This is a genomic window from uncultured Acidovorax sp., assembly GCF_964021665.1.
Taxonomy (GTDB): domain Bacteria; phylum Pseudomonadota; class Gammaproteobacteria; order Burkholderiales; family Burkholderiaceae_C; genus Acidovorax; species Acidovorax temperans.
The window spans coordinates 46,555-69,594 of sequence record NZ_CAXIAK010000012.1 but is presented as its reverse complement, the minus strand read 5'-3'; the positions used below and the strand labels follow the sequence as shown (position 1 = coordinate 69,594).

At 64.1% G+C, this 23,040-nt stretch carries 22 protein-coding genes; 13 read left to right on the top strand and 9 right to left on the bottom strand.

Features of this window, described 5'->3' with window-relative positions; translation table 11 throughout:
- On the top strand, positions 1-1,256 hold a 1,256-nt coding region (gene gatB / locus AADJ04_RS04625), incomplete at its 5' end, for an Asp-tRNA(Asn)/Glu-tRNA(Gln) amidotransferase subunit GatB (protein ID WP_341238907.1).
- Between the two features lie 106 nt (positions 1,257-1,362).
- Here gatB and AADJ04_RS04620 read toward each other — a convergent pair.
- A complete protein-coding gene (locus tag AADJ04_RS04620; RefSeq protein ID WP_341238909.1) occupies positions 1,363-2,025 on the bottom strand; it encodes a DUF4124 domain-containing protein in 663 nt (220 codons plus the stop codon).
- A gap of 41 nt (positions 2,026-2,066) precedes the next feature.
- Positions 2,067-2,765 carry an orotate phosphoribosyltransferase gene (gene pyrE, locus AADJ04_RS04615; RefSeq protein ID WP_341238906.1) on the bottom strand — a complete coding sequence of 233 codons (699 nt, stop codon included), beginning with the start codon at positions 2,763-2,765 and terminating at the stop codon, positions 2,067-2,069.
- 10 nt (positions 2,766-2,775) lie between these two features.
- Here pyrE and AADJ04_RS04610 point away from each other — a divergent pair, with 10 nt between their 5' ends.
- Together AADJ04_RS04610 and AADJ04_RS04605 are read left to right on the top strand one after the other, a co-directional pair.
- Positions 2,776-3,579, top strand: a complete 804-nt coding sequence (locus AADJ04_RS04610) for an exodeoxyribonuclease III (RefSeq protein ID WP_044395333.1) — start codon at positions 2,776-2,778, stop codon at positions 3,577-3,579.
- 9 nt (positions 3,580-3,588) lie between these two features.
- Positions 3,589-5,544 carry a GspE/PulE family protein gene (locus AADJ04_RS04605; protein ID WP_341238905.1) on the top strand — a complete coding sequence of 652 codons (1,956 nt, stop codon included), beginning with the start codon at positions 3,589-3,591 and terminating at the stop codon, positions 5,542-5,544.
- A gap of 6 nt (positions 5,545-5,550) precedes the next feature.
- On the opposite strand, the gene AADJ04_RS04600 is transcribed toward AADJ04_RS04605, so the two are convergent.
- On the bottom strand, positions 5,551-6,273 hold the full coding sequence (locus AADJ04_RS04600) for a FadR/GntR family transcriptional regulator (protein ID WP_341238904.1): 723 nt from the start codon (positions 6,271-6,273) through the stop codon (positions 5,551-5,553).
- A gap of 348 nt (positions 6,274-6,621) precedes the next feature.
- On the opposite strand from AADJ04_RS04600, the gene lhpI reads away from it, so the two are divergent.
- From lhpI to AADJ04_RS04585, 3 genes are all read left to right on the top strand, one after another.
- The gene (gene lhpI, locus AADJ04_RS04595) at positions 6,622-7,563 is read left to right on the top strand and encodes a bifunctional Delta(1)-pyrroline-2-carboxylate/Delta(1)-piperideine-2-carboxylate reductase (RefSeq protein WP_066698133.1); all 942 of its coding nucleotides are present in this window, start codon (positions 6,622-6,624) and stop codon (positions 7,561-7,563) included.
- Positions 7,564-7,592: 29 nt separating this feature from the next.
- Positions 7,593-8,600 (top strand): trans-3-hydroxy-L-proline dehydratase, encoded by a 1,008-nt coding sequence (gene lhpH, locus AADJ04_RS04590; protein ID WP_341238903.1) that lies wholly within the window; start codon positions 7,593-7,595, stop codon positions 8,598-8,600.
- A gap of 88 nt (positions 8,601-8,688) precedes the next feature.
- The gene (locus AADJ04_RS04585) at positions 8,689-9,813 is read left to right on the top strand and encodes a branched-chain amino acid ABC transporter substrate-binding protein (RefSeq protein ID WP_341238902.1); all 1,125 of its coding nucleotides are present in this window, start codon (positions 8,689-8,691) and stop codon (positions 9,811-9,813) included.
- A gap of 132 nt (positions 9,814-9,945) precedes the next feature.
- Here the strand turns inward: AADJ04_RS04585 and AADJ04_RS04580 are convergent, their stop codons facing one another.
- Together AADJ04_RS04580 and AADJ04_RS04575 are read right to left on the bottom strand one after the other, a co-directional pair.
- Complete coding sequence (locus AADJ04_RS04580) at positions 9,946-10,245, bottom strand: antibiotic biosynthesis monooxygenase family protein (RefSeq protein ID WP_066698139.1); 300 nt, start codon at positions 10,243-10,245, stop codon at positions 9,946-9,948.
- A 475-nt stretch (positions 10,246-10,720) separates the two neighbouring features.
- A complete protein-coding gene (locus AADJ04_RS04575) occupies positions 10,721-11,056 on the bottom strand; it encodes an SMR family transporter (RefSeq protein WP_066698164.1) in 336 nt (111 codons plus the stop codon).
- 113 nt (positions 11,057-11,169) lie between these two features.
- On the opposite strand from AADJ04_RS04575, the gene AADJ04_RS04570 reads away from it, so the two are divergent.
- Together AADJ04_RS04570 and AADJ04_RS04565 are read left to right on the top strand one after the other, a co-directional pair.
- Entirely contained in the window at positions 11,170-11,808 is a 639-nt protein-coding gene (locus tag AADJ04_RS04570) for an MBL fold metallo-hydrolase (protein WP_066698166.1), read from the top strand.
- A gap of 276 nt (positions 11,809-12,084) precedes the next feature.
- Positions 12,085-13,179, top strand: a complete 1,095-nt coding sequence (locus tag AADJ04_RS04565; RefSeq protein ID WP_341238901.1) for a GGDEF domain-containing protein — start codon at positions 12,085-12,087, stop codon at positions 13,177-13,179.
- Between the two features lie 19 nt (positions 13,180-13,198).
- Here the strand turns inward: AADJ04_RS04565 and AADJ04_RS04560 are convergent, their stop codons facing one another.
- The gene (locus tag AADJ04_RS04560; protein ID WP_341238900.1) at positions 13,199-14,050 is read right to left on the bottom strand and encodes a M48 family metallopeptidase; all 852 of its coding nucleotides are present in this window, start codon (positions 14,048-14,050) and stop codon (positions 13,199-13,201) included.
- Between the two features lie 32 nt (positions 14,051-14,082).
- Here AADJ04_RS04560 and AADJ04_RS04555 point away from each other — a divergent pair, with 32 nt between their 5' ends.
- The 3 genes from AADJ04_RS04555 (at position 14,083) to AADJ04_RS04545 (ending at position 17,621) form a co-directional block, all read left to right on the top strand.
- Positions 14,083-15,456, top strand: coding sequence for an AmpG family muropeptide MFS transporter (locus tag AADJ04_RS04555; RefSeq protein WP_341238899.1), 1,374 nt, complete (start codon positions 14,083-14,085; stop codon positions 15,454-15,456).
- A 155-nt stretch (positions 15,457-15,611) separates the two neighbouring features.
- Positions 15,612-16,331 carry a response regulator transcription factor gene (locus tag AADJ04_RS04550; protein WP_341238898.1) on the top strand — a complete coding sequence of 240 codons (720 nt, stop codon included), beginning with the start codon at positions 15,612-15,614 and terminating at the stop codon, positions 16,329-16,331.
- Positions 16,332-16,334: 3 nt separating this feature from the next.
- Positions 16,335-17,621 carry an ATP-binding protein gene (locus AADJ04_RS04545; protein WP_341238897.1) on the top strand — a complete coding sequence of 429 codons (1,287 nt, stop codon included), beginning with the start codon at positions 16,335-16,337 and terminating at the stop codon, positions 17,619-17,621.
- Between the two features lie 16 nt (positions 17,622-17,637).
- Here the strand turns inward: AADJ04_RS04545 and AADJ04_RS04540 are convergent, their stop codons facing one another.
- A complete protein-coding gene (locus AADJ04_RS04540; RefSeq protein ID WP_341238896.1) occupies positions 17,638-18,882 on the bottom strand; it encodes a YbfB/YjiJ family MFS transporter in 1,245 nt (414 codons plus the stop codon).
- A 102-nt stretch (positions 18,883-18,984) separates the two neighbouring features.
- Here AADJ04_RS04540 and AADJ04_RS04535 point away from each other — a divergent pair, with 102 nt between their 5' ends.
- Together AADJ04_RS04535 and AADJ04_RS04530 are read left to right on the top strand one after the other, a co-directional pair.
- Positions 18,985-19,875, top strand: coding sequence for a LysR family transcriptional regulator (locus AADJ04_RS04535; protein WP_273623940.1), 891 nt, complete (start codon positions 18,985-18,987; stop codon positions 19,873-19,875).
- Positions 19,876-19,904: 29 nt separating this feature from the next.
- Positions 19,905-21,050, top strand: a complete 1,146-nt coding sequence (locus AADJ04_RS04530) for a nitronate monooxygenase (RefSeq protein ID WP_082758678.1) — start codon at positions 19,905-19,907, stop codon at positions 21,048-21,050.
- On the opposite strand, the gene AADJ04_RS04525 is transcribed toward AADJ04_RS04530, so the two are convergent.
- Together AADJ04_RS04525 and AADJ04_RS04520 are read right to left on the bottom strand one after the other, a co-directional pair.
- The gene (locus AADJ04_RS04525; protein ID WP_066693038.1) at positions 21,032-22,030 is read right to left on the bottom strand and encodes a capsular polysaccharide synthesis protein; all 999 of its coding nucleotides are present in this window, start codon (positions 22,028-22,030) and stop codon (positions 21,032-21,034) included. The genes AADJ04_RS04530 and AADJ04_RS04525 overlap by 19 nt on opposite strands.
- Positions 22,027-23,037 carry a glycosyltransferase family 2 protein gene (locus AADJ04_RS04520; protein WP_156451334.1) on the bottom strand — a complete coding sequence of 337 codons (1,011 nt, stop codon included), beginning with the start codon at positions 23,035-23,037 and terminating at the stop codon, positions 22,027-22,029. The genes AADJ04_RS04525 and AADJ04_RS04520 overlap by 4 nt, the downstream gene beginning before the upstream one ends.
- Between the last annotated feature and the right edge of the window lie 3 nt (positions 23,038-23,040).

The following is a 23,040-nucleotide window of genomic DNA, read 5'->3' as shown; positions in this document are numbered from 1 at the left end:
CTATCAAATTAGGACTGGCCCTCGGCTCCCACATTGCGCCAGAAAGCATTTTTGCCCGCAAAAATTACTTCTATCCCGACCTGCCCAAGGGTTACCAGATCAGCCAGTTTGAAATCCCGGTGGTGCAAGGCGGCGAAGTGTCGTTCTTCCTGGGTGACGAGAAGAAAACCGTGCGCCTGGTGCGCGCCCACCTGGAAGAAGATGCGGGCAAATCGCTGCACGAGGACTTCATTGGCCAAAGCGGCATCGACCTGAACCGTGCTGGCACGCCGCTGCTGGAGATCGTGACCGAACCCGACATCCGCAGCAGCGAAGAGGCCGTGGCCTACGCCAAAGAGCTGCACAAGATCGTGACCTGGATCGGCATCTGCGACGGCAACATGCAGGAAGGCAGCTTCCGCTGCGATGCCAATGTGTCGGTGCGCAAGCCTGGGGCACCGCTGGGCACCCGCCGCGAGATCAAGAACCTGAACTCGTTCAAGTTCATGCAGCAGGCGATTGACTACGAAATCCGCTGGCAGATCGAGCAGATCGAAGACGGCCACGCCATCCAGCAGGCCACCGTGCTGTTCGACCCCGACACGGGCGAAACCCGCGCCATGCGCACCAAGGAAGATGCGGCCGATTACCGCTACTTCCCCGACCCAGACCTGCCACCACTGCAGATCTCGCAAGCCTGGATCGACGAGCAGCGCGCCCAGATGGCCGAGCTGCCCCGCACCATGGCGGCCCGGTTTGTGGCCGACTACGGCCTGCCCGAGTACGACGCGACCACGCTCACGCAGAGCAAAGCCATGGCCGCCTACTTTGAAGCCACAGCCAAGGCCTGCGGCCAGGCCAAGCTGGCCAGCAACTGGATCATGGGTGAGCTATCTCGCCGCTTGAATGCGGGCGAAACCAGCATTGAGTCAGCGCCAGTGACTGCCGCTCAGCTCGCCGCCATGATTGCGCGCATTGCCGACGGCACCATTTCCAACAACGCCGCCAAGCAGGTGTTTGACGCGCTGTGGACGGGCGAATCTGCCGATGTCGACGCCATCATTGAATCCAAGGGCCTCAAGCAGATGAACGACTCCGGCGCGCTGGAGAAGATCATCGACGAGGTGATTGCCGCCAACGCCGACAACGTGGCCCAGTTCCGCGCAGGCAAGGACAAGGCATTCAACGCACTGGTGGGCCAGATCATGAAGGCCAGCAAGGGCAAGGCGAACCCTCAGCAGGTCAACGATTTGCTGCGGGCCAAGCTGACTGCCTGAGTGCCGTGCATAGGGTTGGGGCGCACCCGAGCCCCAGCCTCGCCGCACCATTGAAAAAGCCCCTCGGGTCTCATCCCAGAGGGGCTTTTTGTTGGGCTGTGCGCAATCAGCGAACGGTGGAAGCCGCGCCAGATTGCACGCCAGAGGCTGCGGGCAGGGTGACGGGTTTGTGGATTTCCCACAGCACTTTGAGCTTGGCCAGTTCGGTATCGAACTTCTGGTGCACCTTGCGCTTTTCCTGTTCCTGGCCGGCGATGAAGCGCTGCAGCTCGGCAACGCCGTCTTCGTTCTCACCGATCTGGCGACGCAAGGACATGGGCGCCTTGTTGGGATCCTTTTTATAGAACTCCATCTCCACGTCCAGCTTCTTGCGCTGCTCCCGCAGCTCAACAATGCGCTTCTCGGCAGTGGCGGTCACCTCGTCCACGATCAGCAAGGCGGCATTGCGCTCGATGTCGTGGGTGGCCTTGTCGGGATAGCGTGCCACCAGCGCACGCTCGCGGCGCTTTTCTTCAATGGCCCGCACGCGCTCTTCAGCCTCTTTGCGCTGCTGGGCTTCGAGGGCCGCACGCTCGGTGTCGGACAGTGAAGGACCAATCTGGCGACGGGTGATCCCCGAAGGACTCAACTCCCGCTGTTCGCGGTCGAGACACTCCTGGATGGGCCGGTCCGCAGTGATGCGGCGCCCATGCTTGTCAACGCAGGTGTAGATACCCTGCCCTGCGGCAGGCGCCTGTGCAAAGGCAAACGCAGTAAGCCCTGCCCACAGCGCTACGCCCCCTGCACTTGCAGCCCATTGTTTCAAGTTCCTTATCCTTCAGTCACGCCATATTTTTGGCGATATGCAAAGACCCGCTCGTGATGGACGCGCATCTCCGCCCCCCCGTTTTGGGAGAGATAAAGCAATAAATCTGCCAGCTTTGCAATGGCACACACCTGCATGCCCAGCTGGTTGCGCACGTACTGCACCGCGCTGTGCTCCACGTCCACGCCATTCTCGGTGGCTTTCTCCTGGCGATCCAGCGCAATGGCCACGGCGTGCGGTGTGGCCCCGGCGGCCTTGATCAGGGCGATGGACTCCCGCGCGGCAGTGCCTGCCGACATCACATCGTCAACGATCAACACCCGGCCCTTGAGGGGCGCGCCCACCAGCGTGCCGCCTTCGCCGTGGTCCTTGGCTTCCTTTCGGTTGTAGGCAAAGGGCACATTGCGCCCCAGGCGGGCCAGCTCCACAGCCACCGTGGCGGCCAGCGGAATCCCCTTGTAGGCGGGGCCAAAAATCATGTCGAATTCGATACCACTGGCCAGCAGGGCTTTTGCATAGAATTCTGCGAGACGGCCCAGCTTGGCTCCGTCGTCAAACAGGCCCGCATTGAAGAAATACGGGCTCATCCGACCTGCTTTGGTCTTGAACTCCCCGAACCGCAAAACGCCCGATTCAACGGCGAAACGTACGAAATCCTGCGCCAAAACGCCGTCGTTCGGGGCCTGCACGCCAACATCCACCATGGGAAATTCCTTGTTCAAATTAACCAGCCTCAACCTCAATGGCATTCGGTCCGCCACCAGCAAAGGCGTGGAGAGCTGGATCGCCACCACGCGGCCGGATTGTATTTGTGTGCAGGAGGTCAAAGCCCAGGCGGCAGATATTGCCAGCCGTTTCGAAGTGCTGGCAGGGCTGAAGGGCCACTTTCATTTTGCGCAGAAGAAGGGGTATTCGGGCGTGGGCATCTACACGCGCCACGAACCATCGGAGGTGGTGGTGGGCTACAACTCGCCCGAATTTGACGCCGAAGGCCGGTATGTAGAGCTGCGCTTTGACACGCCATCGAGAAAGATGTCGATCGTGAGCGCCTATTTCCCCAGCGGCTCCTCCGGCGAGGAACGCCAGCAGGCCAAGTTCCGCTTCCTGGCCGAGTTCTACCCCCATCTGCTGCAACTGAAGGCACAGCGAGAGTTCATCTTGTGCGGCGACGTGAACATTGCCCACCAGAACATCGACCTGAAGAACTGGCGCAGCAACCAGAAAAACAGCGGTTTCCTGCCAGAAGAGCGTGCCTGGATGACAAAACTGTTAGACACAAGTGGCGAAGGCGGCGGGTTGGTGGACGTTTACCGTCAGTTACAACCTGCAACCACCGACACGGCCTACACATGGTGGAGCAACCGGGGCCAGGCGTATGCCAACAACGTGGGTTGGCGGCTGGATTACCACTTGGCCACACCCGCCATGGCGGCACTGGCGCGCACAGAGTCCATTTACAAGGGCGAGAAGTTTTCAGACCACGCGCCCATCACGGTGGAATACGAGTTCGCGCTCTGACCCCCTGCCATGCCCTACCCCAAAGACACCGAGCCCTCCCTGCTTCAATGCATCCAGCCGCAAAGCACGGATGCTTTGTGGATGCTGCTTTCTACGCCGCACCCGGCCATTGGCAAGGCCCGCCATTTGGGGGAGGCGCTGCTGCACGCCGGGCTGATCACGCCGGCCGCGCTGGCCAGCAGCTTGCAGACCCAGCAAGAGGAACGGGACAAAGGGAACGCACGCCCGATTGGCCAGATCCTGGTGGAGCAGCATGACCTGAGCCAGGACCAATTGCGGCAAGTGATTTCCACCTGGTTGGGCGAGTACATGGTCGACCCCACCCGCCTGCAGCCAGAGCCTGACGCCCTGGCCTTGGTGCCCCGCCCCGTGGCCGAGCGCGAATCGGTGCTGCCCCTGCTGGTGCGCGACGAATCCTTGGCGCTGCTCATGGCCGACCCGTACGACCGGATGCTGCTCAGCGAGCTGCGCTTTCTGACCCAACGGCGGCTGATTCCCATCAAAGCTGCGCCGGGTACCCTGGCTCCTGCCATCGCCAAGGCCTACAGCGTTCACCCGGGCGATGCCTCTGATGCACCACGGGGAAAAATCGTCGCTGGTGGAACCAAAGACGGCGTGCGCCCACCGCCCACCGCACGCGCCACATCGCAAGAACTGGCGCAGGACCTGAACGACTCGGCCCCAGACAGCCAGACGGCTGATACCGATGTGGTGAGTGAGTCGGACAACACGCTGGTGCGGCTGATCAACTCGGTCATCAACGAAGCCATTGCCCACCGTGCCTCCGACATCCACATCGAAACCGAGCCCGCGCCCCTGAATGTGCGCATTCGCTTGCGCATTGATGGTGATTTGGTGCCCCACCTGGAATTGCCCGCGCGCTTTCGCTATGCCTTGGTGGCACGCATCAAGATCATGGCCAACATGGACATCTCGGAGCACCGCAAGCCCCAGGATGGCAAGATCGATTTCTCTCGCTTCGGTGGCCCACCAGTAGAGCTGCGGGTCGTCACGGTGCCCACTTCGCGCGGTCTGGAGGATGTGGTGCTGCGGCTGCTGGCAGGCGCCAAGCCCTTGCCGCTGGATGCCATCGGGCTCACACCGGCCAACCTGAAGGCCATGCGTGACATGGTGCGCAAGCCTTACGGCCTGGTGCTGGTGGTGGGGCCTACGGGCTGCGGCAAGACCACCACGCTGCACTCGGTCATCAGCGACATCAACACCGCTGGCCGCAAGATCTGGACGGCCGAGGACCCGATCGAAATCACCCAGAGTGGTCTGCGCCAGGTGCAGGTCAACCCGCGCATCGGCTGGACCTTTGCGGCCGCCATGCGCACGTTTTTACGCGCGGACCCAGACGTCATCATGATCGGCGAAATGCGCGACGAGGAAACCTCGCGCATCGCCATTGAAGCATCGCTCACAGGGCATCTGGTGCTCTCCACCCTGCACACCAATTCGGCACCCGAGAGCATTGCACGGCTGCTGGAGATCGGCCTGGACCCGTTCAACTTCTCGGATTCACTGCTCGCCATCCTTGCGCAGCGCCTGGTGCGGCGCCTGTGCAAGGCTTGCCGCGAACCCGTGGTGGCAGACGACGAAACGCTGCTGGACATGGCATCGCAGTACCTGCCCAGCGGCTCGGGCAACAGCCCCGAAGGCCGTGCGGCGCTGGTTCAGCGCTGGCGCAAGAACTACGGTGCGGGTTCTGGCGAATTGCAGCTCTGGCGCCGCGTGGGTTGCCAGGAGTGCGAGGGCCACGGCTACCGCGGGCGCATGGGCATCCATGAATTGATGCTCAGTGACGAAGCCATCCGCCAGCACATACGTCGCCGCGCCTCGGCCGCAGAAATTCGGCAGACCGCCTTGGCGGCCGGCATGCTCACCCTGCGCCAGGACGGCATTGAAAAAGTGCTGCACGGCTTGACCGACATGTCCGAGGTGCTGGCAGCCAGCAACCTCTGACGCGGCCTATTCGCGCGTGGAGATGTCCTTGCGCACACGCTGCAGATGGCGCTCCACCAGAAAAGCGGCGGCGTCCTCGTCGCCGGTGACGATGGCTTCATAGATCAGCCGGTGCTCGGCCACATACAGAGGGATGCGCTCGGGGTCGCAAATGCCGTCGCCGCACAGCCTGCGCCACAGGGGCTGATCCATGCTGCGGGCGATTTCGTCGGCCATTCTGACCCACAGGGCGTCACCACCCATCAGGGCAATCTGCCGGTGAAACAGCCGGTCGCACTCCGACCAAAAGGCTTGCTGCTGCGGGTCGCTCAGGTCCCGCACCTCTGACATGCGCCGCAGATATTCCTCGGCGGCTGCATCCCGCTTTCCGCCGCGGGCTGCACGCCGCGCCAAGGCGGGTTCGAAGAGCAAACGCACTTCCAGAATGCTCAGCGGGCTGAAGTCTGACGGCCCGCCTGGGGTCTGCGTGTCGCTCGCCCACCCACCCTGGGTCGTGACATAGGTGCCCGAGCCATGACGGGTAACCACCAAACCCAGGTTTTGCAGCGCCCCAATGGCTTCCCGCACCGCAGGGCGGCTCACACCCAGCCGTTGTGCCAGTTCCCGCTCGGACGGAAGCCGCGATCCTGCCGGGAAAGCCCCGCTCAGGATCGAACTGCGTATGCGCTCGGCCACCTGCTCGTAAATCTGCCTGGGTCGAAATTCATCCGCTGAATGGTCAATATTCATTACCAGTTTTTCCGATCTGCTTCGAAAAATTGTAGAAAGAAGTCACCATTCAGACCAATGTATTTTCTGCAGTAGCGCCATCACTGTGGCGAAAAATCCGCTAATTTAGGGACTAACCCTAGGGATTGCTTCATCACCGAATCACGACAATTTGCCCAAAATTCAAGCGAACTTCGCCACAACCTGCCGCAATTGACCCACTTTGACGCGCAGCAAGCCGTAAAACGCTGACCTGACCCAAGTGGGTGCTAAAAAACCAATTTGCCAACGATTCACTGAAGCGCCCCTGCGCCGCTTCACTGCGGCACGACTTCACGCTGCCGCCGCCCTCCAAGATCGGATCCACCCATGACCGCCTCGACTTCCACGGCTTCGCCCAGCCACCGTCTGCCCGTGTGCGATGCAGAGGCCACCGCACGGGCACTGCCCTTTGCTGCGCTGACGAAGGCGATTGAAACTGCGGCCGTGGAGTACCGCGAAGGCAAGATCCTGAGCCCCGAGCGCATGGTGGTGCCCATGGGCCAAGGCGGGGTGATGCTGAGCATGCCAGCCACCTCGCACGACATTGGCATCCACAAGCTGGTCAATGTGCACCCTGGTAACGCTGCATTGAAGCTGCCCACCATCCACGGCATCGTGACCGTGTGCGCAGCCGCCACCGGCCAACCGCTGTGCCAGCTGGACGGCCCCGTGGTCACCGGGCGACGCACTGCGGCCGTATCGATGGTCGCTATCCATCGGCTGCTGGGCCACGCACCCCGGCAGGTTCTGCTCATCGGCACTGGCGTGCAAGCCAGGCACCACATTCAAGCCCTGCAAGACCTGTACCCCGACTGCGCCGTGTGGGTCCGTAGCCGCCAAGTCGCCACCGCTCAGGCGCTGTGCGCCGAGTTTGCAGAGCCCGGCACGGTACGGGCTTGTACTGCAGGAATCCCTGAAGGCGTTGATGCCGTCATCACCCTGACCACAGCCACTGAACCGGTGTACGACGAGCCGCCACAGGCCGGCCGGGTCGTGGTGGGCGTAGGTGCTTTCAAACCCGAAATGGCCGAGATCGGCAAAACCACGCTGGACGGCAGCATGCTGTACGCCGACGACCCGGCTGGCGCACGCCACGAGGCTGGCGACTTGCTGCGCGCAGGAGTGGAGTGGAGCCGCGTGCACGCCCTGGCGCAACTGGTGCGCGAAGAGCCCGACCGCTCGCAGGCGTTTGTCTTCAAGAGCGTAGGCACCGCCGCATGGGACTTGGCCGCCGCGCGCGTGGCCCTGGCGTCACTGGGCATCGCCTGACATCACTGCGGCCTTACCCGACACTCACCATGCAGATCACACGCACCATCAGCACTGTGGAAGTGCACACCGGCGGAGAGCCGTTTCGCATCGTCACCTCGGGCCTGCCCAAGCTGCCCGGCCACTCTATCGTGGAGCGCCGCGCATGGCTGCTGGAGCATGCCGATGACATTCGCCAGGCGCTGATGTTCGAGCCCCGTGGGCACGCCGACATGTACGGCGGTTACCTCACGCCACCCGTCTCCCCCACAGCAGACTTTGGCGTCATCTTCTTGCACAACGAGGGATACAGCGACCACTGCGGGCATGGCGTGATCGCCCTGGCCACCGCGGCGGTCGAGCTGGGCTGGGTGCAACGCACCGAGCCCGAGACACGGGTGGGCATCGATGCGCCCTGCGGCTTCATCGAAGCCTTTGTGCAGTGGGATGAAGCCCATGCCAACGGCGTGCGCTTCGTCAACGTGCCCTCGTTCATTTACCGGCGCGACGTCACAGTCACCACGCCCAGTTTTGGAGAGGTGACGGGTGACATTGCCTACGGTGGCGCCTTCTACTTCTACACCAGCGCCCAGCCCCATGGCCTCGAAATCCGCGAGTCTTCCATCGACACCCTGAAGCAGTTTGGCGCTGAGGTGAAAGCCGCCGCCAATGCTGCCTTTCCGGTGGTGCACCCGCACATCCCGGAAATCAACCACATCTACGGCACCATCATTGATGGAGCCCCGCGCCACCCCGGCTCCACACAGGCCAACTGCTGCGTGTTTGCAGACCGGGAGGTAGACCGTTCCCCCACCGGCTCGGGCACGGGCGGGCGCGTGGCACAGCTTTACCTGCGCGGCCTGCTGGGCAAGGATGATGTGCTGGTCAATGAATCCGTGATCGGAACCGTGTTCCAAGGCCGCGTGATGCAAGACACCCAAGTGGGTGACTTTGCTGCGGTCATCCCTGAAATCTCTGGCACCGCCTACATTGCAGGGTTTTGCAACTGGGTGCTGGACGCCCGAGACCCGCTGAAAAACGGCTTTCTTGTGCGCTAACGCCAGCCATCCAACTCCAACGCCTGACGGGGCACCAGGTGCATGTGATCTTCGTGCCCCATCTCTCCTCATTCTTTAGGACATCACCATGAAAAAAATTGCATTCAGCTTGACCGCACTGGCATTGGGTCTGGCCGCCATGACGGCCCAGGCGCAAGAACGTATCCGCGTCGGCTTCATGAGCCCCGTGACCGGCCCCCAGGCCGCCAACGGCGTGGACAACCGCGACGGCGTGCTGCTGGCCATCAAGGAAATCAACGCCAAGGGCGTGAAGATTGGCGGCAAGCCCGTGGTGTTTGAACTGGACATCAACGACGACGGCGCAGACCCCAAGCAAGGCGTGCAGATTGCCCAGTCGCTGTCCGACAAGAAGGTCAAGTTCGTCATGGGCCCCTACAACTCGGGCGTGACCATGCCCGCAGCCCGCGTGCTGAACGACTCGGACATCGTGGTGCTGACCGTGGCCTCGAACCCCAAGATCACCGAGATGGGCTACAACAACCTGTTCCGCATCGGCGCCAGCGACAACCAGCTGGGCACCAAGATGGCGACCTACGCCGCCCAGGACCTGAAGATCAAAACCGTGGCCGTGATCGATGACCGCACCGCCTACGGCCAGGGCGTGGCGCGCGAGTTCACCGAACAAGCCAAGCGCCTGGGCGTGAAGGTGGTGGCCTCTGAATTCACCACCGACAAGGCCACAGACTTCAGCTCCATCCTGACCAACATCCGCGCCTCCAAGGCCGATGCCGTGTTCTACGGTGGCTACTCGCCCCAGGGCGGCCCGCTGCTCAAGCAAATGCGCGCACTGGGCATCTCCGGCCCACTGCTGGGCGGTGACGGTATCTGCTCTTCCGAAACAGCCAACCTGTCGCAAATCTCTGGTGACCTGAACACCTTCTGCACGCAGGGTGGCTCGATGCTGGACCGCAGCGACAAGGGCCAGAAGTTTGCACAGCGCTACCGCGCCGAGTACAAGCGCGACCCACTGACCTACGCCGCCGCTTTCTACGACGGCATGCACATGCTGGCTGCCGCCATCGAGTCCACCCAATCGACCGACACCAAGAAGGTTGTGCAGGCCATCGCCAACGGCAAGTACGCTGGCGTGACAGGCGAGTTCTCGTACGACGCCAAGCACGACCTGAAGTCGTCGGCGGTCACGGTCTACACCTTCAAGGGCAAGGACGTCGTGCCGCTCAAGAGCCTCTGATCGCCCACGCGTTCAGGGCCCAAACGTCAAAGCCCCTGCCGGTGTGCACCGGCAGGGGCTTTTTTCATGCATGCCCTGCAGCCTGAAGCCAGCGGCTGCCAGAACTCACACAACGGGGATTGACAGGCCAGCTTACGGAGCCGTCACATCGTCGAAGTGTTCAACATTGGGCGGCGACTGGAAAAATGGGCCGATGACTTCACGCCATTGGGTAAACGCCGCCGACTGGCGAAACCCCACGGTGTGAGCTTCCAAAGATGCCCATCGCACCTGCAGCACCACGCGCCCGGGGCTTTCCTGGCTGGCGTAGATCGAGTGGCCCAGGTAGCCCTCTGACTTGGCCAGAAAGGCGACGGCAGCCCGGTTGATGGCCTCCAGGAAAGCCGTGCGGTCCTCGGGGCGGATCTTGAATTCAGCGATTTCTGTGATCATGGGTCATGCTCGGTTGGTTATCGCGGGTGATTTTGCTCCAACGCAGCGGCTCTGCAGGAATACAGATTCAAAACATCCACTGCGCCAACGCGACATGGCGGTGCGATTTGACAAGAGAGCCGTCACAACTGCGACCAGGTCGCGTCAGCCTGTTGCAGCTCTCTCAAAAAGACGTGGTATTTGGCGGGTGACTCCGATGGGTCCGGAGACGATATTGGTTAAAGCAGCTTGAAGGTCGCTCATGCAGCGATTGCGGAAGTAAGTTGCGGTGGCCAAACTACCGGTTTTCCGTACATAGCAGACATCCCGGGTACCACGACAACCGATCCTGAACCGCCCCGGTTTTGAGGAGGGTTCAATCTGGTCACAAGCAGTCGCTGCTCATTGAGTGTCGCATGGCAGCAAGGGGTCGATAGCGCCACTTTTGAGTTGACTGACTGCAGTCAGCCTGAAGCCGAGAACCCACACCTCAATCTCAGTGCGCAGTGGCCTTGGAAAAGACGTTGATGACCACGACACCTGCGCCTATCAAGCCCATGCCGATCAGCGCCGGGGCATCCAGCGTTTGTTGAAAAACGATCCAGCCAACCAGTGAGATCAGGACAATGCCCACCCCTGACCAGATCGCGTAGGCGATGCCGGTGGGGATGACAGCCAACGTTTGGGACAGCGCATAGAAAGACACGCAATACATGAGCACGGTGAAGATGCTGGGCACCAGCCTGGTGAAACCGTGTGACGACTTCATGGCGCTGGTGGCGATGACCTCGCAGAGGATGGCCACGGCCAGGAAAAGGTAAGGTTTAGACATGGTCGGATTCTCCAGAGCACTGCCCACTCCCGCTTAAAAATAGGGGCTTTGGGCCCGCACTCGTTTTCAGGCAACGAGACACACAGACTTGGCAACCACCAATAATCACCACCATGCTGCATTACCTCACCGTTCCCGTTACCCCCTTCCAGCAAAACGCCTCCATCGTGTGGTGCGATGCCACGCGCCAGGCCGCGGTGATTGACCCGGGGGGCGACCTCGATGTGCTGCTGGGCGAGGTGGATCGCCTGGGGCTCACGCTGGGCCAGATCTGGCTCACGCACGCCCATATCGACCATGCGGGCGGCACGGGCGAGTTGGCCCAGCGCTTGCAGTTGCCCATCGTGGGGCCGCACCCGGGCGATCAGTTCTGGATTGACGGGCTGCCGCAGCAAAGCGCGATGTTCGGCTTTCCGCCCGCGCAGCACTTCACGCCTACGCGCTGGCTGCACGATGGCGACACGGTGCAAGTGGGCAACGAGACGCTGAATGTGCGCCACTGCCCCGGCCACACGCCGGGGCATGTGGTGTTCCATGCGCCGCAGATCGACCGCGCCTTTGTGGGCGATGTGCTGTTTGCCGGCAGCATTGGGCGCACCGATTTCCCGCAGGGCAACCATGAGCAGCTCATCGACAGCATCACCCAGCGCCTGTGGCCCATGGGCGACCAGACCGTGTTCATTCCGGGCCATGGCCCCGAAAGCACCTTCGGACGCGAGCGCCGCAGCAACCCCTACGTGGGCAATACCTGATTCGCAGCGACGCACTTCAAGGGCCACCCCGCGTTGCGCCAGCGGCTGGGGTGTTTTAATGAAAATGGCCTCCAGCGCTTGATGTGAAAGCGCCAGCAGCTATTACTTTAATAGCAAAACTCCAATAACCTGCGCCGTTCACTCAAGCCCCTGGCGGGTTGCCCGCATGTGCACCGAACGCGCGCAGGACTCTTTGGAGCGCATAGCACCCCCAAGTATCAATTTGTAAGCATAATTACGATTTCCGACGCCCGCCGGGCTAACAGGGCCGATCCCATGAACTCTGCTGCACTGCCGTCTGCCGACCTGGCATGGTCCAGCCCCGCCACGCCGCGCGGCTCCAGCCTGGCGGGTAAAGCCTACTGGGCCATGGTGCGGCGGCTGGTGCTCACCGCAGCGTGCATTGATGTGGGCTACATCGCGCTGTTTATGTGGCTGGGGTCGTGGCCGCTCACGCTGGTCAACGTGGGCAGCATTGCGCTGTATCTGGCGGCCTACGCGCTCATCCGGCACCGCAAAAATGCCTGGGGCCTGGCGCTGATCTGGTTGGAAGTGGCTGCGCACACGGCCTTGGGTTCGCTGTTGATTGGCTGGGAAAGCGGCTTTCACTACTACCTGTTGCTGTTTGTGCCCGCCATCGTGGTGGCCAATGCGGGCCGCTACGCGGTGCCGTTTGTGGTGGCGCTGCTGGCCTACTACCTGGGGCTGTGGGCGCTGTGCAATCACTGGGGCACGCTGGCCCCACTGGCTGGCAAGGGCCAGCAGATCGTCAACTGGATCCACATCTGCATTGCGTTTGCGTTGTCGGCAGCCCTGGCGGGCCATTACCGGCGCACCATCGTGATTGCCGAAAACAAGCTACTCAAGATGGCGACGCTGGACGGCCTGACCGGCCTGTACAACCGCAGCCATTTCCAGAGCCAGGCCCGGCACACGCTGGCAGCGTGCGAGCGAGCCCAGGAGCCCGTGGCCCTGCTGCTGTGCGATATCGACCACTTCAAACAGGTGAACGACACGCACGGGCACGCCGTGGGCGACCAGGTGCTGCAGGCCACGGCGAAGATCATGACCCAGAACATGCGCGCAGGCGACCTGCTGGCCCGCTGGGGCGGCGAAGAGTTTCTGGCACTGTTGCCGCGCACCTCGCCCACCGCCGCGCTGGAAGCGGCCGAGCGCATCCGCGAGGCCGTGGAGGCGTTCACACTGAGGGTGAGTGACACCAACACCCAGGTGCGCGTGACTGTGTCATTCGGGGTGAGCAGCGTGCGGTGCCTGGACGACCTGCAAGCCGCCACCGCCCGCGCCGATCAGGCGCTGTACGCCAGCAAAGACAACGGGCGCAACCGCATCACGCTGGCAGAAGACCAGTAAGAACCTGTTCTAAACCGCCTCAGCCCGCCTTGCGCGCCGCCTGGTACAGGCCCTGCACCTTGGGCACGTTTTGCTGCAACTCGCGGATGCGGTCGGGCCCCGAGGGGTGGGTGGACAAAAACGCGAGCCCCGCCTGCTGGCTGCCCGAGGCCTTGCCCATCTTCTGCCACAGGCTCACCGAAGCATCGGGCAGGTAGCCTGCACGTGCAGCCAGTTCCAGCCCCACCAGGTCGGCATCGGTTTCATCGGATCGGCTGAACTTGAGCGTGAGCAGCTGCGCGCCCAGGCTGGCCGCCGCGTTGCCCAGGTCGCCCAAACCCAGCAGCTGTGCGCCCAAGCGCACGCCCAGGTTGGTGGCCTGCGTTTTGGCCAGCCGTTCGCGGGCATGCTCGCGCAGGGCGTGGGCCATTTCGTGGCCCATGATCATGGCGGCTTCGTCGTCGGTGAGCTTCAGTTTGTCGAGGATGCCGGTGTAGAAGGCGATCTTGCCGCCGGGCATGCAAAAGGCGTTGATCTGCTGGCTACCAATCAGGTTCACCTCCCAGCGCCACTGGCCAGCGCGCTCGTTCCAGGGGGCGGTGAACGGGATGAGCCGCTTGGCAATGGCGTGCAGCCGCTGCAGCTGGGGGTGTTCGGGCGGCGCCAGGGCGCGCTTGGCGCGGGCCTGCTCCAGCATCTGCTGGTATTGCTGAGCGGCCGAGCGCTCCAGTGTCTCGGCAGGCACCAGCTTGCGCAGGGGCGAGGCCGAACCCACCTCCACCTGGGCCAGCGCGGGCGCTACAGCGGCGCTGCCAGCCGCCAGCAAAAAGCCACGGCGCGCGGACCATGGCGATGAAGGCGCAACAGAAGGAGGGGGGCACAAAAAGCACATGCAGGAATAATAGACAAAAACCCGCATTCACCATGTCAGACGCGTCCCACCCAGCCTCCCCTTCGGCCTCCACCCCGCCTCCTGTCACCCCCCGCCCCAGCTGGCTGCAAACCCTGCGCGTGTACCTGGAGCCTGCCAGCCTGCGCATGCTGGCGCTGGGGTTCTCGGCCGGGCTGCCGCTGTTGCTGGTGCTGGGCACGCTGAGCTTTCGGCTGCGCGAGGCGGGCATTGACCGCAGCACCATTGGCTACCTGAGCTGGGTGGGCCTGGCATATGGCTTCAAGTGGGTGTGGGCGCCGTTGGTGGACCGGCTGCCGATTCCTCTGCTCACGCGCTGGCTGGGGCGGCGGCGCAGCTGGCTGCTGCTGTCGCAGTGCCTGGTGGTGGCCGGGCTGGTGGGCATGGCCGTGAGCGACCCGCGCGACGCGCTGGGCCCCATCGTGTGGTGCGCGCTGGCGGTGGCCTTTGGCTCGGCCACGCAAGACATTGCGCTCGATGCATTTCGCATTGAATCGGCCGACGCGAATCACCAGGCAGCGCTGGCCGCGTCGTACCAGACGGGTTACCGGCTGGCCATGATCTGGGCGGGTGCCGGGGTGCTGTGGATTGCCGACCGCTCGGAAGTGCTGCCCGCACTGGGCCAGGCCGCCAGCTACCAGAATGCCGCCTGGATGATGGCCTACCTGGTGATGGCGGTTTCGATGGTGGTGGGCATGGTGACGGTACTGTTCTCGAACGAGCCCGCCCAGGTGCAACTGCCCCCGGCCAAGAACCTGGCCGTGTGGCTGCAAGGTGCGGTGGTGGAGCCGTTTGCCGACTTTCTGCGCCGCTACGGCTGGCACGCGGCGCTCATCCTGGCGCTGATTGCCGTGTACCGCATCAGCGATGTGGTGATGGGCATCATGGCCAACCCGTTTTATGTGGACATGGGCTACACCAAGGCCGAAGTCGCCACGGTCACCAAGATCTACGGCGTGGTGATGACACTGCTGGGCGCGTTTGTGGGCGGGGTGCTGTCGATGCGCTTTGGCGTGATGCGCATTCTGATGCTGGGCGCGCTGCTGAGTGCGGGCAGCAACCTGCTGTTTGCCTGGCTGGCCGGGCACGGGCACGACGTGACGGCGCTGATTGCCGTGGTGTCGGCCGACAACCTGGCCGGGGGCGTGGCATCGGCCGCGTTCATTGCTTACCTTTCCAGCCTGACGAACGTGAGCTATTCGGCCACGCAGTACGCGCTGTTCAGCTCCATGATGCTGCTGCTGCCCAAGTTTGTGGCCGGTTTTTCGGGCGACTACGTGAATGCCTTTGGCTACGCGCAGTTCTTCACATCCACCGCCTTGCTGGGCCTGCCGGTGCTGCTGCTGGTGTGGCTGGCGTCCAGAGTCAAAACAGCCTCTAGCGCTTGATACAAAAGCGCAAGCAGCTATTTTTTGTATAGCAATTACTGCAACACCAGAGCCCGGCTTTTACGGCAGCTTTACACAAGCGACAAGCGCACTGCACGCCCCCAAGGCACGATCGGGCGAACTGGCACCCCACCGCACCCACTAGACACCACACCATGAGCTCGCAACTGCTGATGATCGAAGACGACACCCGCCTCGCAGAGATGGTGGGTGAATACCTGGGCCAGTCGGGCCTGCACGTGACCCATCGGGCCGATGGCAAAAGCGGCCTCGCCCAGTTGCAGGGCCCCGAGGCTGGCCCCCTGCCCGACCTGGTCATCCTGGACCTGATGCTGCCCGACATGGACGGCCTGGAGGTGTGCCGCCGCATCCGCTCGCTGCAAGGCCCCGCCGCCCAGGTGCCGGTGCTGATGCTCACCGCCAAGGGCGACCCCATGGACCGCATCATCGGCCTGGAGCTGGGCGCTGACGACTACCTGCCCAAGCCATTTGAGCCGCGCGAGCTGCTGGCGCGCATCCGCGCCATCCTGCGCCGGCGCACGGATGGCGGCACCCCGGCCGCCACGCAGGCGCTGCGCTTTGGCTCGCTGGAGATCGACCGCGACGCCCGCACCGTCACCGTGGGCGGGCAGGTAGCCGACCTCACCTCGTACCAGTTCGACCTGCTGGTCACGCTGGCCGAGCGCGCGGGCCGCGTGCTGACGCGCGACCAGATCATGGAGGCGGTGCGCGGCCGTGAGCTGGATGCGTTTGACCGCTCCATCGACGTGCACATGGGCCGCATTCGCGCCGCCATCGAGGCAGATGCAAAAAACCCGCGCCGCATCCTCACCGTGCGCGGTGTGGGCTATGTGTTTGCCAAACAGCAAGACTGAGCCGTGAAACTCTCCAACCCCTTCGCCCGGCGCCTGTCCCTGCGCATCTGGCTGACCGTGGTGGTCGGCATGGCGGTGCTGACGCTGGCCGTGGGCTGGGCCTGGCGTGTGGCGGTGGAGGAAAACAGCCTGAACCAGCCCACCGCGCCCGGGCGCGAGATGGTGCTGCGCGGCCCCGACGGCCAGGCAGTGGTGCGCGGCTATGCGCTGCGCGAACCGGGGCCACCGGGCGAAGGCATCAACTTTCGCATCCAGACCGACACGGGCGAAAAGTACACCATGGAGCTGGGGCCCAAGCCGCCGCGCGAAGACCGTCGGGAAGAGCGCCGCGGCGAGCGCCGGGGCCACGGCATACAGCCGCCCGGAGGCCCTCCCGGTGGCGGGCCCGACCGCACGGTGGCCTTCTGGCTGCGCCCGCCCTTTGGCTTTGTGTGGATGCTGGGCATCATGGGCGTGGCTGTCGCCCTGGGCGTGTACCCGGTCATCCGGCGGCTGACGCTGCGGCTGGAAGCGCTGCAGCGCAGCGTGAAGAAGTTTGGAGACGGCGACCTGTCGGTGCGCGTGCCCGACACCGGGCAGGACGAAGTGGCCGACCTGGCCCGGCAGTTCAACGCGTCGGCCGAGCGGATCGAAACGCTGGTGAAGTCACACAAGTCCCTGCTGGCCAATGCCTCGCACGAGCTGCGTTCGCCGCTCACCCGCATCCGCATGGGGCTGGAGCTGATGGGGGGGCAGACGCCCTCGCCCACCTTCCGCGCTGAAATCCTGCGCAACATTGCCGAGCTGGACCAGCTGGTGGATGAAATCCTGCTGGCCAGCCGCCTGGACGCCCGCGAGGCCGACGTAGGCACCGTGGAAGACGTGGATCTGATCGGCCTGGCCGCCGAAGAATGCGCCCGCGTGGACGCGGACCTGGACGTGAGCGCCGTGCCAGAAGGGCTGGAAGTGCGCGGCATCTCCAAACTGCTGCGCCGCGCCATTCGCAACCTGCTGGAAAACGCGCGCCGCTACAGCACGGGCAAAATCACCGTGCAGGTGCTGCGCAGCGGCGCCCTGGCTGAAGTGCGCGTGTGCGACCGCGGTCCGGGCGTGCCGCTGGACCAGCGCGAACGCATCTTTGAGCCCTTTTACCGGTTGCCCGGCGCCAGCGAGCGCTCGGGCGGCGTGGGCCTGGGGCTGGCGCTGGTGCGATCCATCGCCGGGCGGCACAACGGCAGCGTGCACTGCGAAGACCATGCCGGTGGCGGTGCCTGTTTTGTGCTGCGCCTGCCGCTGGCGCTCACGAAATAAAGCACGCCGCGCGAACTCAGCGGGCCCGCAACGGCCAGCGCCACACCATCACCGCGTACAGCGCCGCTCCCAGCACCAGGGCCGCCGCAGCCGCCACCAGCCCCTGGGTAAAGCCCTGGCTGGGCGTGGCGGCGCGGTGCAGCGTCCAGGCCACCATGGGCGGGCCTATGATCTGGCCCAGACCGTAAGCGGCGGTGAGCAGCCCGGTGAAGCTGTCCCCTGCCGAAGGCCACACCCGGCGCGCCTCTTGCAGGCCAAAGAACGTGATGGCGGTGAATGGCAGGCCCAGCAACCAGCTGCCCAGCGCAAACCCGCCCACGCCGGGCCACACCAGGCTCAGACCAATCGCAGCGGCCTGCAGCAGATAAGCCACCAGCAGCAGCCAACGCCGGTCCCACGCCACCGGCGCGCGCGTGGACAGGGCGGCCCCCATGGCCACGCCCATGCCAAACAGAGGCCAGAACAAATCGGGCCACACCGAGCCAGCAGGCAAGGCCGCGCGCGCAATCACCGGCAAAAACGTGGCGGTGACGATGTAGCCCAGCCCCGCCAAACCATAGGCCAGCGTGAGCGCGCCGCGCGCTGCGGGCCCCAGGCCGGGAGGGTTGGCCACAGGCGCTGAGCTGGCTGCAGCGCCCGCCTGCGGCAGACCACGCACCACAGGCCACACCAGTGCACACAGCCCCACACACAGCAGGCCAAACACCGCCCAGCCCGCCGCAGCGGGCCAATGCCACGCCACCATGGCGCTGGCCGACAAGCCCGTGAGCGCAATGCCCAGGCCCGGCCCGCTGAAAATCAGCCCGCCCAGCGCGGGCTGCCCCAGCGCCACCAGGCGCAACATGCACCAGGCTGCAATATTGAGCAGCACCACCGCACTGGCCACCCCGGCACCGAACCGCAATGCCGCCCAGGCCCATGGCAAGGGCAACGCCATGGCCAGCGTGAGCAGCACCGTGGCCGCCAGCCCCCAGCGGGCCAGGCGTGCCGGGTGCCAGCGCTGGCGTGCTTTCGGCGCCACCCAGGGCAGCGCCATGCACGCCAGAGCCCCTAGCAGGTAGCCCACATAGTTGGCCGTGGCCAGCCAGCTGCCGTCCACCAAGGTGATCACGCCATCGCTCAGCATCATGGGCAGCAGCGGCGTGAAGGCAAACCGGCCAATACCCATGGCCGCCGCCAACGCGGCCATGCCCGCCAGGGCGACCACGTAGGGGCGGTCAGACAGGGCGCGCGGGGCCGGAGGCGGGGAGGGGTTCGGCATGAAAAAGAGCTCCACGAAGGCAGAGGGAATGCGGGATGTCTCGCTTATTATTCTCCAAAGAGATATATTTTTAGAAAACCATCTTTTAAAAAGAACGTTTGGATGGATTTCACCGCACTCGAAATCTTCAAGGCCGTGGCGGCCGAAGGCAGCGTGACCCGCGCGGCAGAGCAATTGGGCCGCGTGCAGTCCAACGTGACCACGCGGATTCAGCAGCTGGAAGAGCAGTTGGGCACGCCGCTGTTCTTGCGCCAGGGGCGGCGCATGGTGCTCACACCGGCTGGCGAATCCCTGCGCGGCTACGCCGACCGCCTGCTGGCCCTGGCCGAAGAGGCCCGCCAGGCCGTGCGCCCGCAGCAGCCGGGTGGGCGCCTGCGCCTGGGCGCCATGGAAAGCACGGCCGCAGCGCGCCTGCCCCAGCCGCTGGCGCAACTGCATGCCCGGTGGCCCGACGTGGTGCTGGACTTGTCCACCGGACCCTCCCGACAACTGGTGGAGCAAGTCGCCGCCCACACGCTCGATGCCGCCCTGGTCGCCTGGCCACCACCTGGGCTGGAAACCGATACGCCGGTGGAACGCACCACGGTGTTTCAAGAATCGCTGCTGCTGGCCCTGCCCGCACACCACCCACCGGTGCAAAGCCCCGCCGATTTGCAACTGCACACACTGGCCGCCTTCACACGCGGCTGTACCTACCGCCACATTGGCGAGGCATGGATGCTCAGCGCGCGCGGCACGCCACCCCTGGTGCTGGAACTGGCGTCGTACCACGCCATCATCGCCTGCGTGGCGGCGGGGCGCTGCGCGGGTGTGGTTCCCCAGGCTGTATGGGACTTGATGCGCGAACCCCCGGCCCTGCGCCTGGTACCCCTGCAGACCTGCGACACGGTGCTGGTGCGCCGGCGCGGCTACCAGTCGCCCGCGCTGGATGCGCTGCTGGCCTCATTGCAAGGCACACAGCAGCCAACGGCCGCCTGGATTTCATCGCCCTGACCCCGCCCGCCCTTCGAAAGAGCCTGCCCATGAATTCTTCACTTCTCCAGCGCCTTGGCATTGCATTGCCCATCATCCAGGGCCCCATGACAGGTTCTGACACGCCCGCGCTGGCCGCAGCGGTCTCGTCAGCGGGCGGCCTGGGCATGCTGGGCTGCGGCATGCGCTCGCCCGCCGCCATGGCCGAAGCCGCTGCCGCAGTGCGCCAGCAAACCGACCGGCCCTTTGGCATGAACCTGTTTGTGCAAGCCACGCCCAACCCCGACGAAGCCACTGTGCAAGCGGCGATGGAACGCCTGGCGCCGCTGTACGCCGAGCTGGGCCTGCAGCCCCAGCGCCCCGCGCAATGGTGCGAGGACTTTGCCGCCCAGTTCGAGGTGCTGGTGGCCCTGCGCCCGGCGGTGGCAAGCTTCACCTTCGGCATTCTGGACGCCGCCCAGGTGGCCCGCCTGCATGTGGCCGGCTGCCTGGTGGTGGGCACTGCCACCACCGTGGCCGAGGCACGCGCCTGGGCCGGTGTGGGGGCCGATGCAGTGTGTGCCAGCGGCACCGAAGCCGGGGGCCACCGGGGCACGTTCCTGGGTGATTTCACGGCAAGCCAGGTAGGCACCCTGGCGCTGGTGCCGCAGTGCGTGGATGCCGTGGACATCCCGGTCATTGCCGCGGGCGGCATCATGGACGGCCGGGGCATTGCTGCTGCGCAGGCGCTGGGCGCGCAGGCCGCGCAGATGGGCACGGCCTTTCTGGCATGCCCTGAATCCGGCATCGGTCCCGCGTACCGGCAGGCCCTGGCCCTGGCCCAAGACACCGACACGCGGCTCACGCGCGTTTTCTCGGGCCGCCCGGCGCGCGGCATTGTCAACGCGATGATGGAGTCTCTCGCCGCCGAGGAAGACCGCGTGCCCGCCTACCCCGTGCAAAACGCACTGACAGGCGCACTGCGCCGCGCGGCGGCCGCGCAGGGGCGCACCAGCCACCTATCGCTGTGGGCAGGGCAAGGGGTGGGGGCTGCCAGGCCAGTGCCAGCGGCGCGGCTGATGGCGTTGCTGGCCCGAGAGTGGCGGCTGGCTGCAGCCTCGGTTGCAGCCAAAGCAATCTGTAGAGGCGGGCTCGCTGGCTCTCGCTCTGATGCAGATGTGCCGCAATTGCTTTGCGCTCACTCGCCCACCAAGTAACGCGCAGCGACACTGCCGCGAACGTACAGACCACGATCCAGGTAATGATCCAGGCGCTTGCGATCAGGCGCACGTAATTTGATCAGAGGGGGCAGATCGCCGGTGACTCGGGAAAACAGCAAGCGCAACTTAAGCGGCGTGCGTCCCCAGCGACCCAGCACATGCAGGCGAAAAGGCCCATCCTCTGCACGAGCAAGGGCCAACCGATAGCCACCACGGCTGTGCAAGATGTATTGCAGTGCCAAGTGCATGCTGAGGTAGTCAGGCGAGTCGATGTGCTGGCGCACAGTTTCAAATACTCCCTTGTCTTTCAAATGGTCGATGTACTCTTGACCGCTGCGGTGGATGACCTCGGTGGTGAACTCATGTTGCCAGTCTACGATCAGTCTGCTGCCGGGCGGGGCTGCCATGAACCAGTTTTCCACCACCGGGTAAGCAGCATCACGGGTATGGCGCTCCAGGTAAAAGCCCATGAATTCAGCGGGTGTGCGTATGTACTGCGTCAACACCCAGTCCAGGGAGCGTGTGAGGATGCTGCTGGCATCCACCCAGATGCCTCCGTAACGGCGCAGCAATTCCAGACGAATCCAGTCGGCGCGTTTCGCATGCGATGCACTATCGAGCGCAGCAGGAATTTCTGGGATGTAGTCCAACACGCTGGTTTCATTGAGTATGCGAAGACTGAACCCTTGGTTGGTGCGCTGCCAGTTGTCGAAGCAACGCTGAATCAACGCAGGTGGCGCGGCACCGTTCCAGTAGGCCCAGACAATGGGCGGAATGGGCACGGGGGGCTCGGCCAAGGGAGCTAGTAGCGAAATGCCCTGGGCAGCTGGAATGTCGTGCAGCACGAATGCGGGCGCAGTGCAGTCTTCGAGTCGGCGTGGCCAAAGGGAGTAGAACAAGTGTAGGCCACGCGCGAGCCAGAGCTCGCCGCGGGTCTTTAGGGAAAGGGAATGCACAGCGCTGGTTGCAGAACTCATACAGATCGGTGGGCATAGGCCCGGCGGAATTTAAGCCAACGAAACCACCAACCACGTTGCACGTAGGCCCGTAGTAACGCACCAGCAGCAAGTGGAGAGGCCGAAGCGAAGTCCGCACGCAGGCGTTGTGCTGCAACATCTAGCTCCGCACTGGATGCCTCGGCTTTTTGAACAAAACGCATGGCTCCGTGCAGATTGCGCGCGCATTGGTGGGCCATGGCAAATTGCAGCCCAGCGTCGGCCAGTTCTGAACGCCCTGCGAGCGCCTGGTGCAACGTGAGTAGGGCCGCCGATTGGTCAAAGGCTTTGGCTAGCGTCATCGTTGCCAAAATACTACCGCCTCGTTGGCGGTAGGCGACCCAGGGCTGCGGCATGTAGTAGTAGCTGTTGGCACGGATCAAGGCCAAGGGCATGGTTGCCATGTCTTCAAAATAGCTGCCCTCGGGGAATCGAACGCCATCCACCCACAGTGCTCGGCGGGTGATTTTCGACCACGCATGCAGCTGCCCTGTGGCCAAGAGGCCACGCAGCAGGCCTGTGGGGCCATACTGAAGTACATGTGACGGTCCGTCGAAAGTGTGGCGGTGCGCCTCGCCACGCAACCGATGTTTGAGGCGAGGCTTCTCGCGCCAGACTTGAAAGTCGCACAGCACCGCATCGGGGCCGTGCGCCTGCACAATCTGGTGCAAAGCTGGGATGGCGCCGGGCAGTAACTTGTCATCAGAATCCAGAAACCAGATGTACTCGCCTTGGGCTTCACCCAACATGGTGTTGCGCGCGGCACTCAGACCTCTATTGCGGTCGTGCAGCAAGAGACGCAAGCGGCCTGGCCAGCGCGCCCGTAGTTGGTCAATGGTCTCGGAGGACCCGTCGGTGGAGCAGTCGTCCAGCAACAAGACTTCCACACTGCCGTCGTCTGGTGCTTGCGCCAGAACCGATGCAACGCACTCGGCCAGGTAATCGCGCACGTTGTATACGGGGATCAGCACGCTCAGCCACGGTGCCATCGG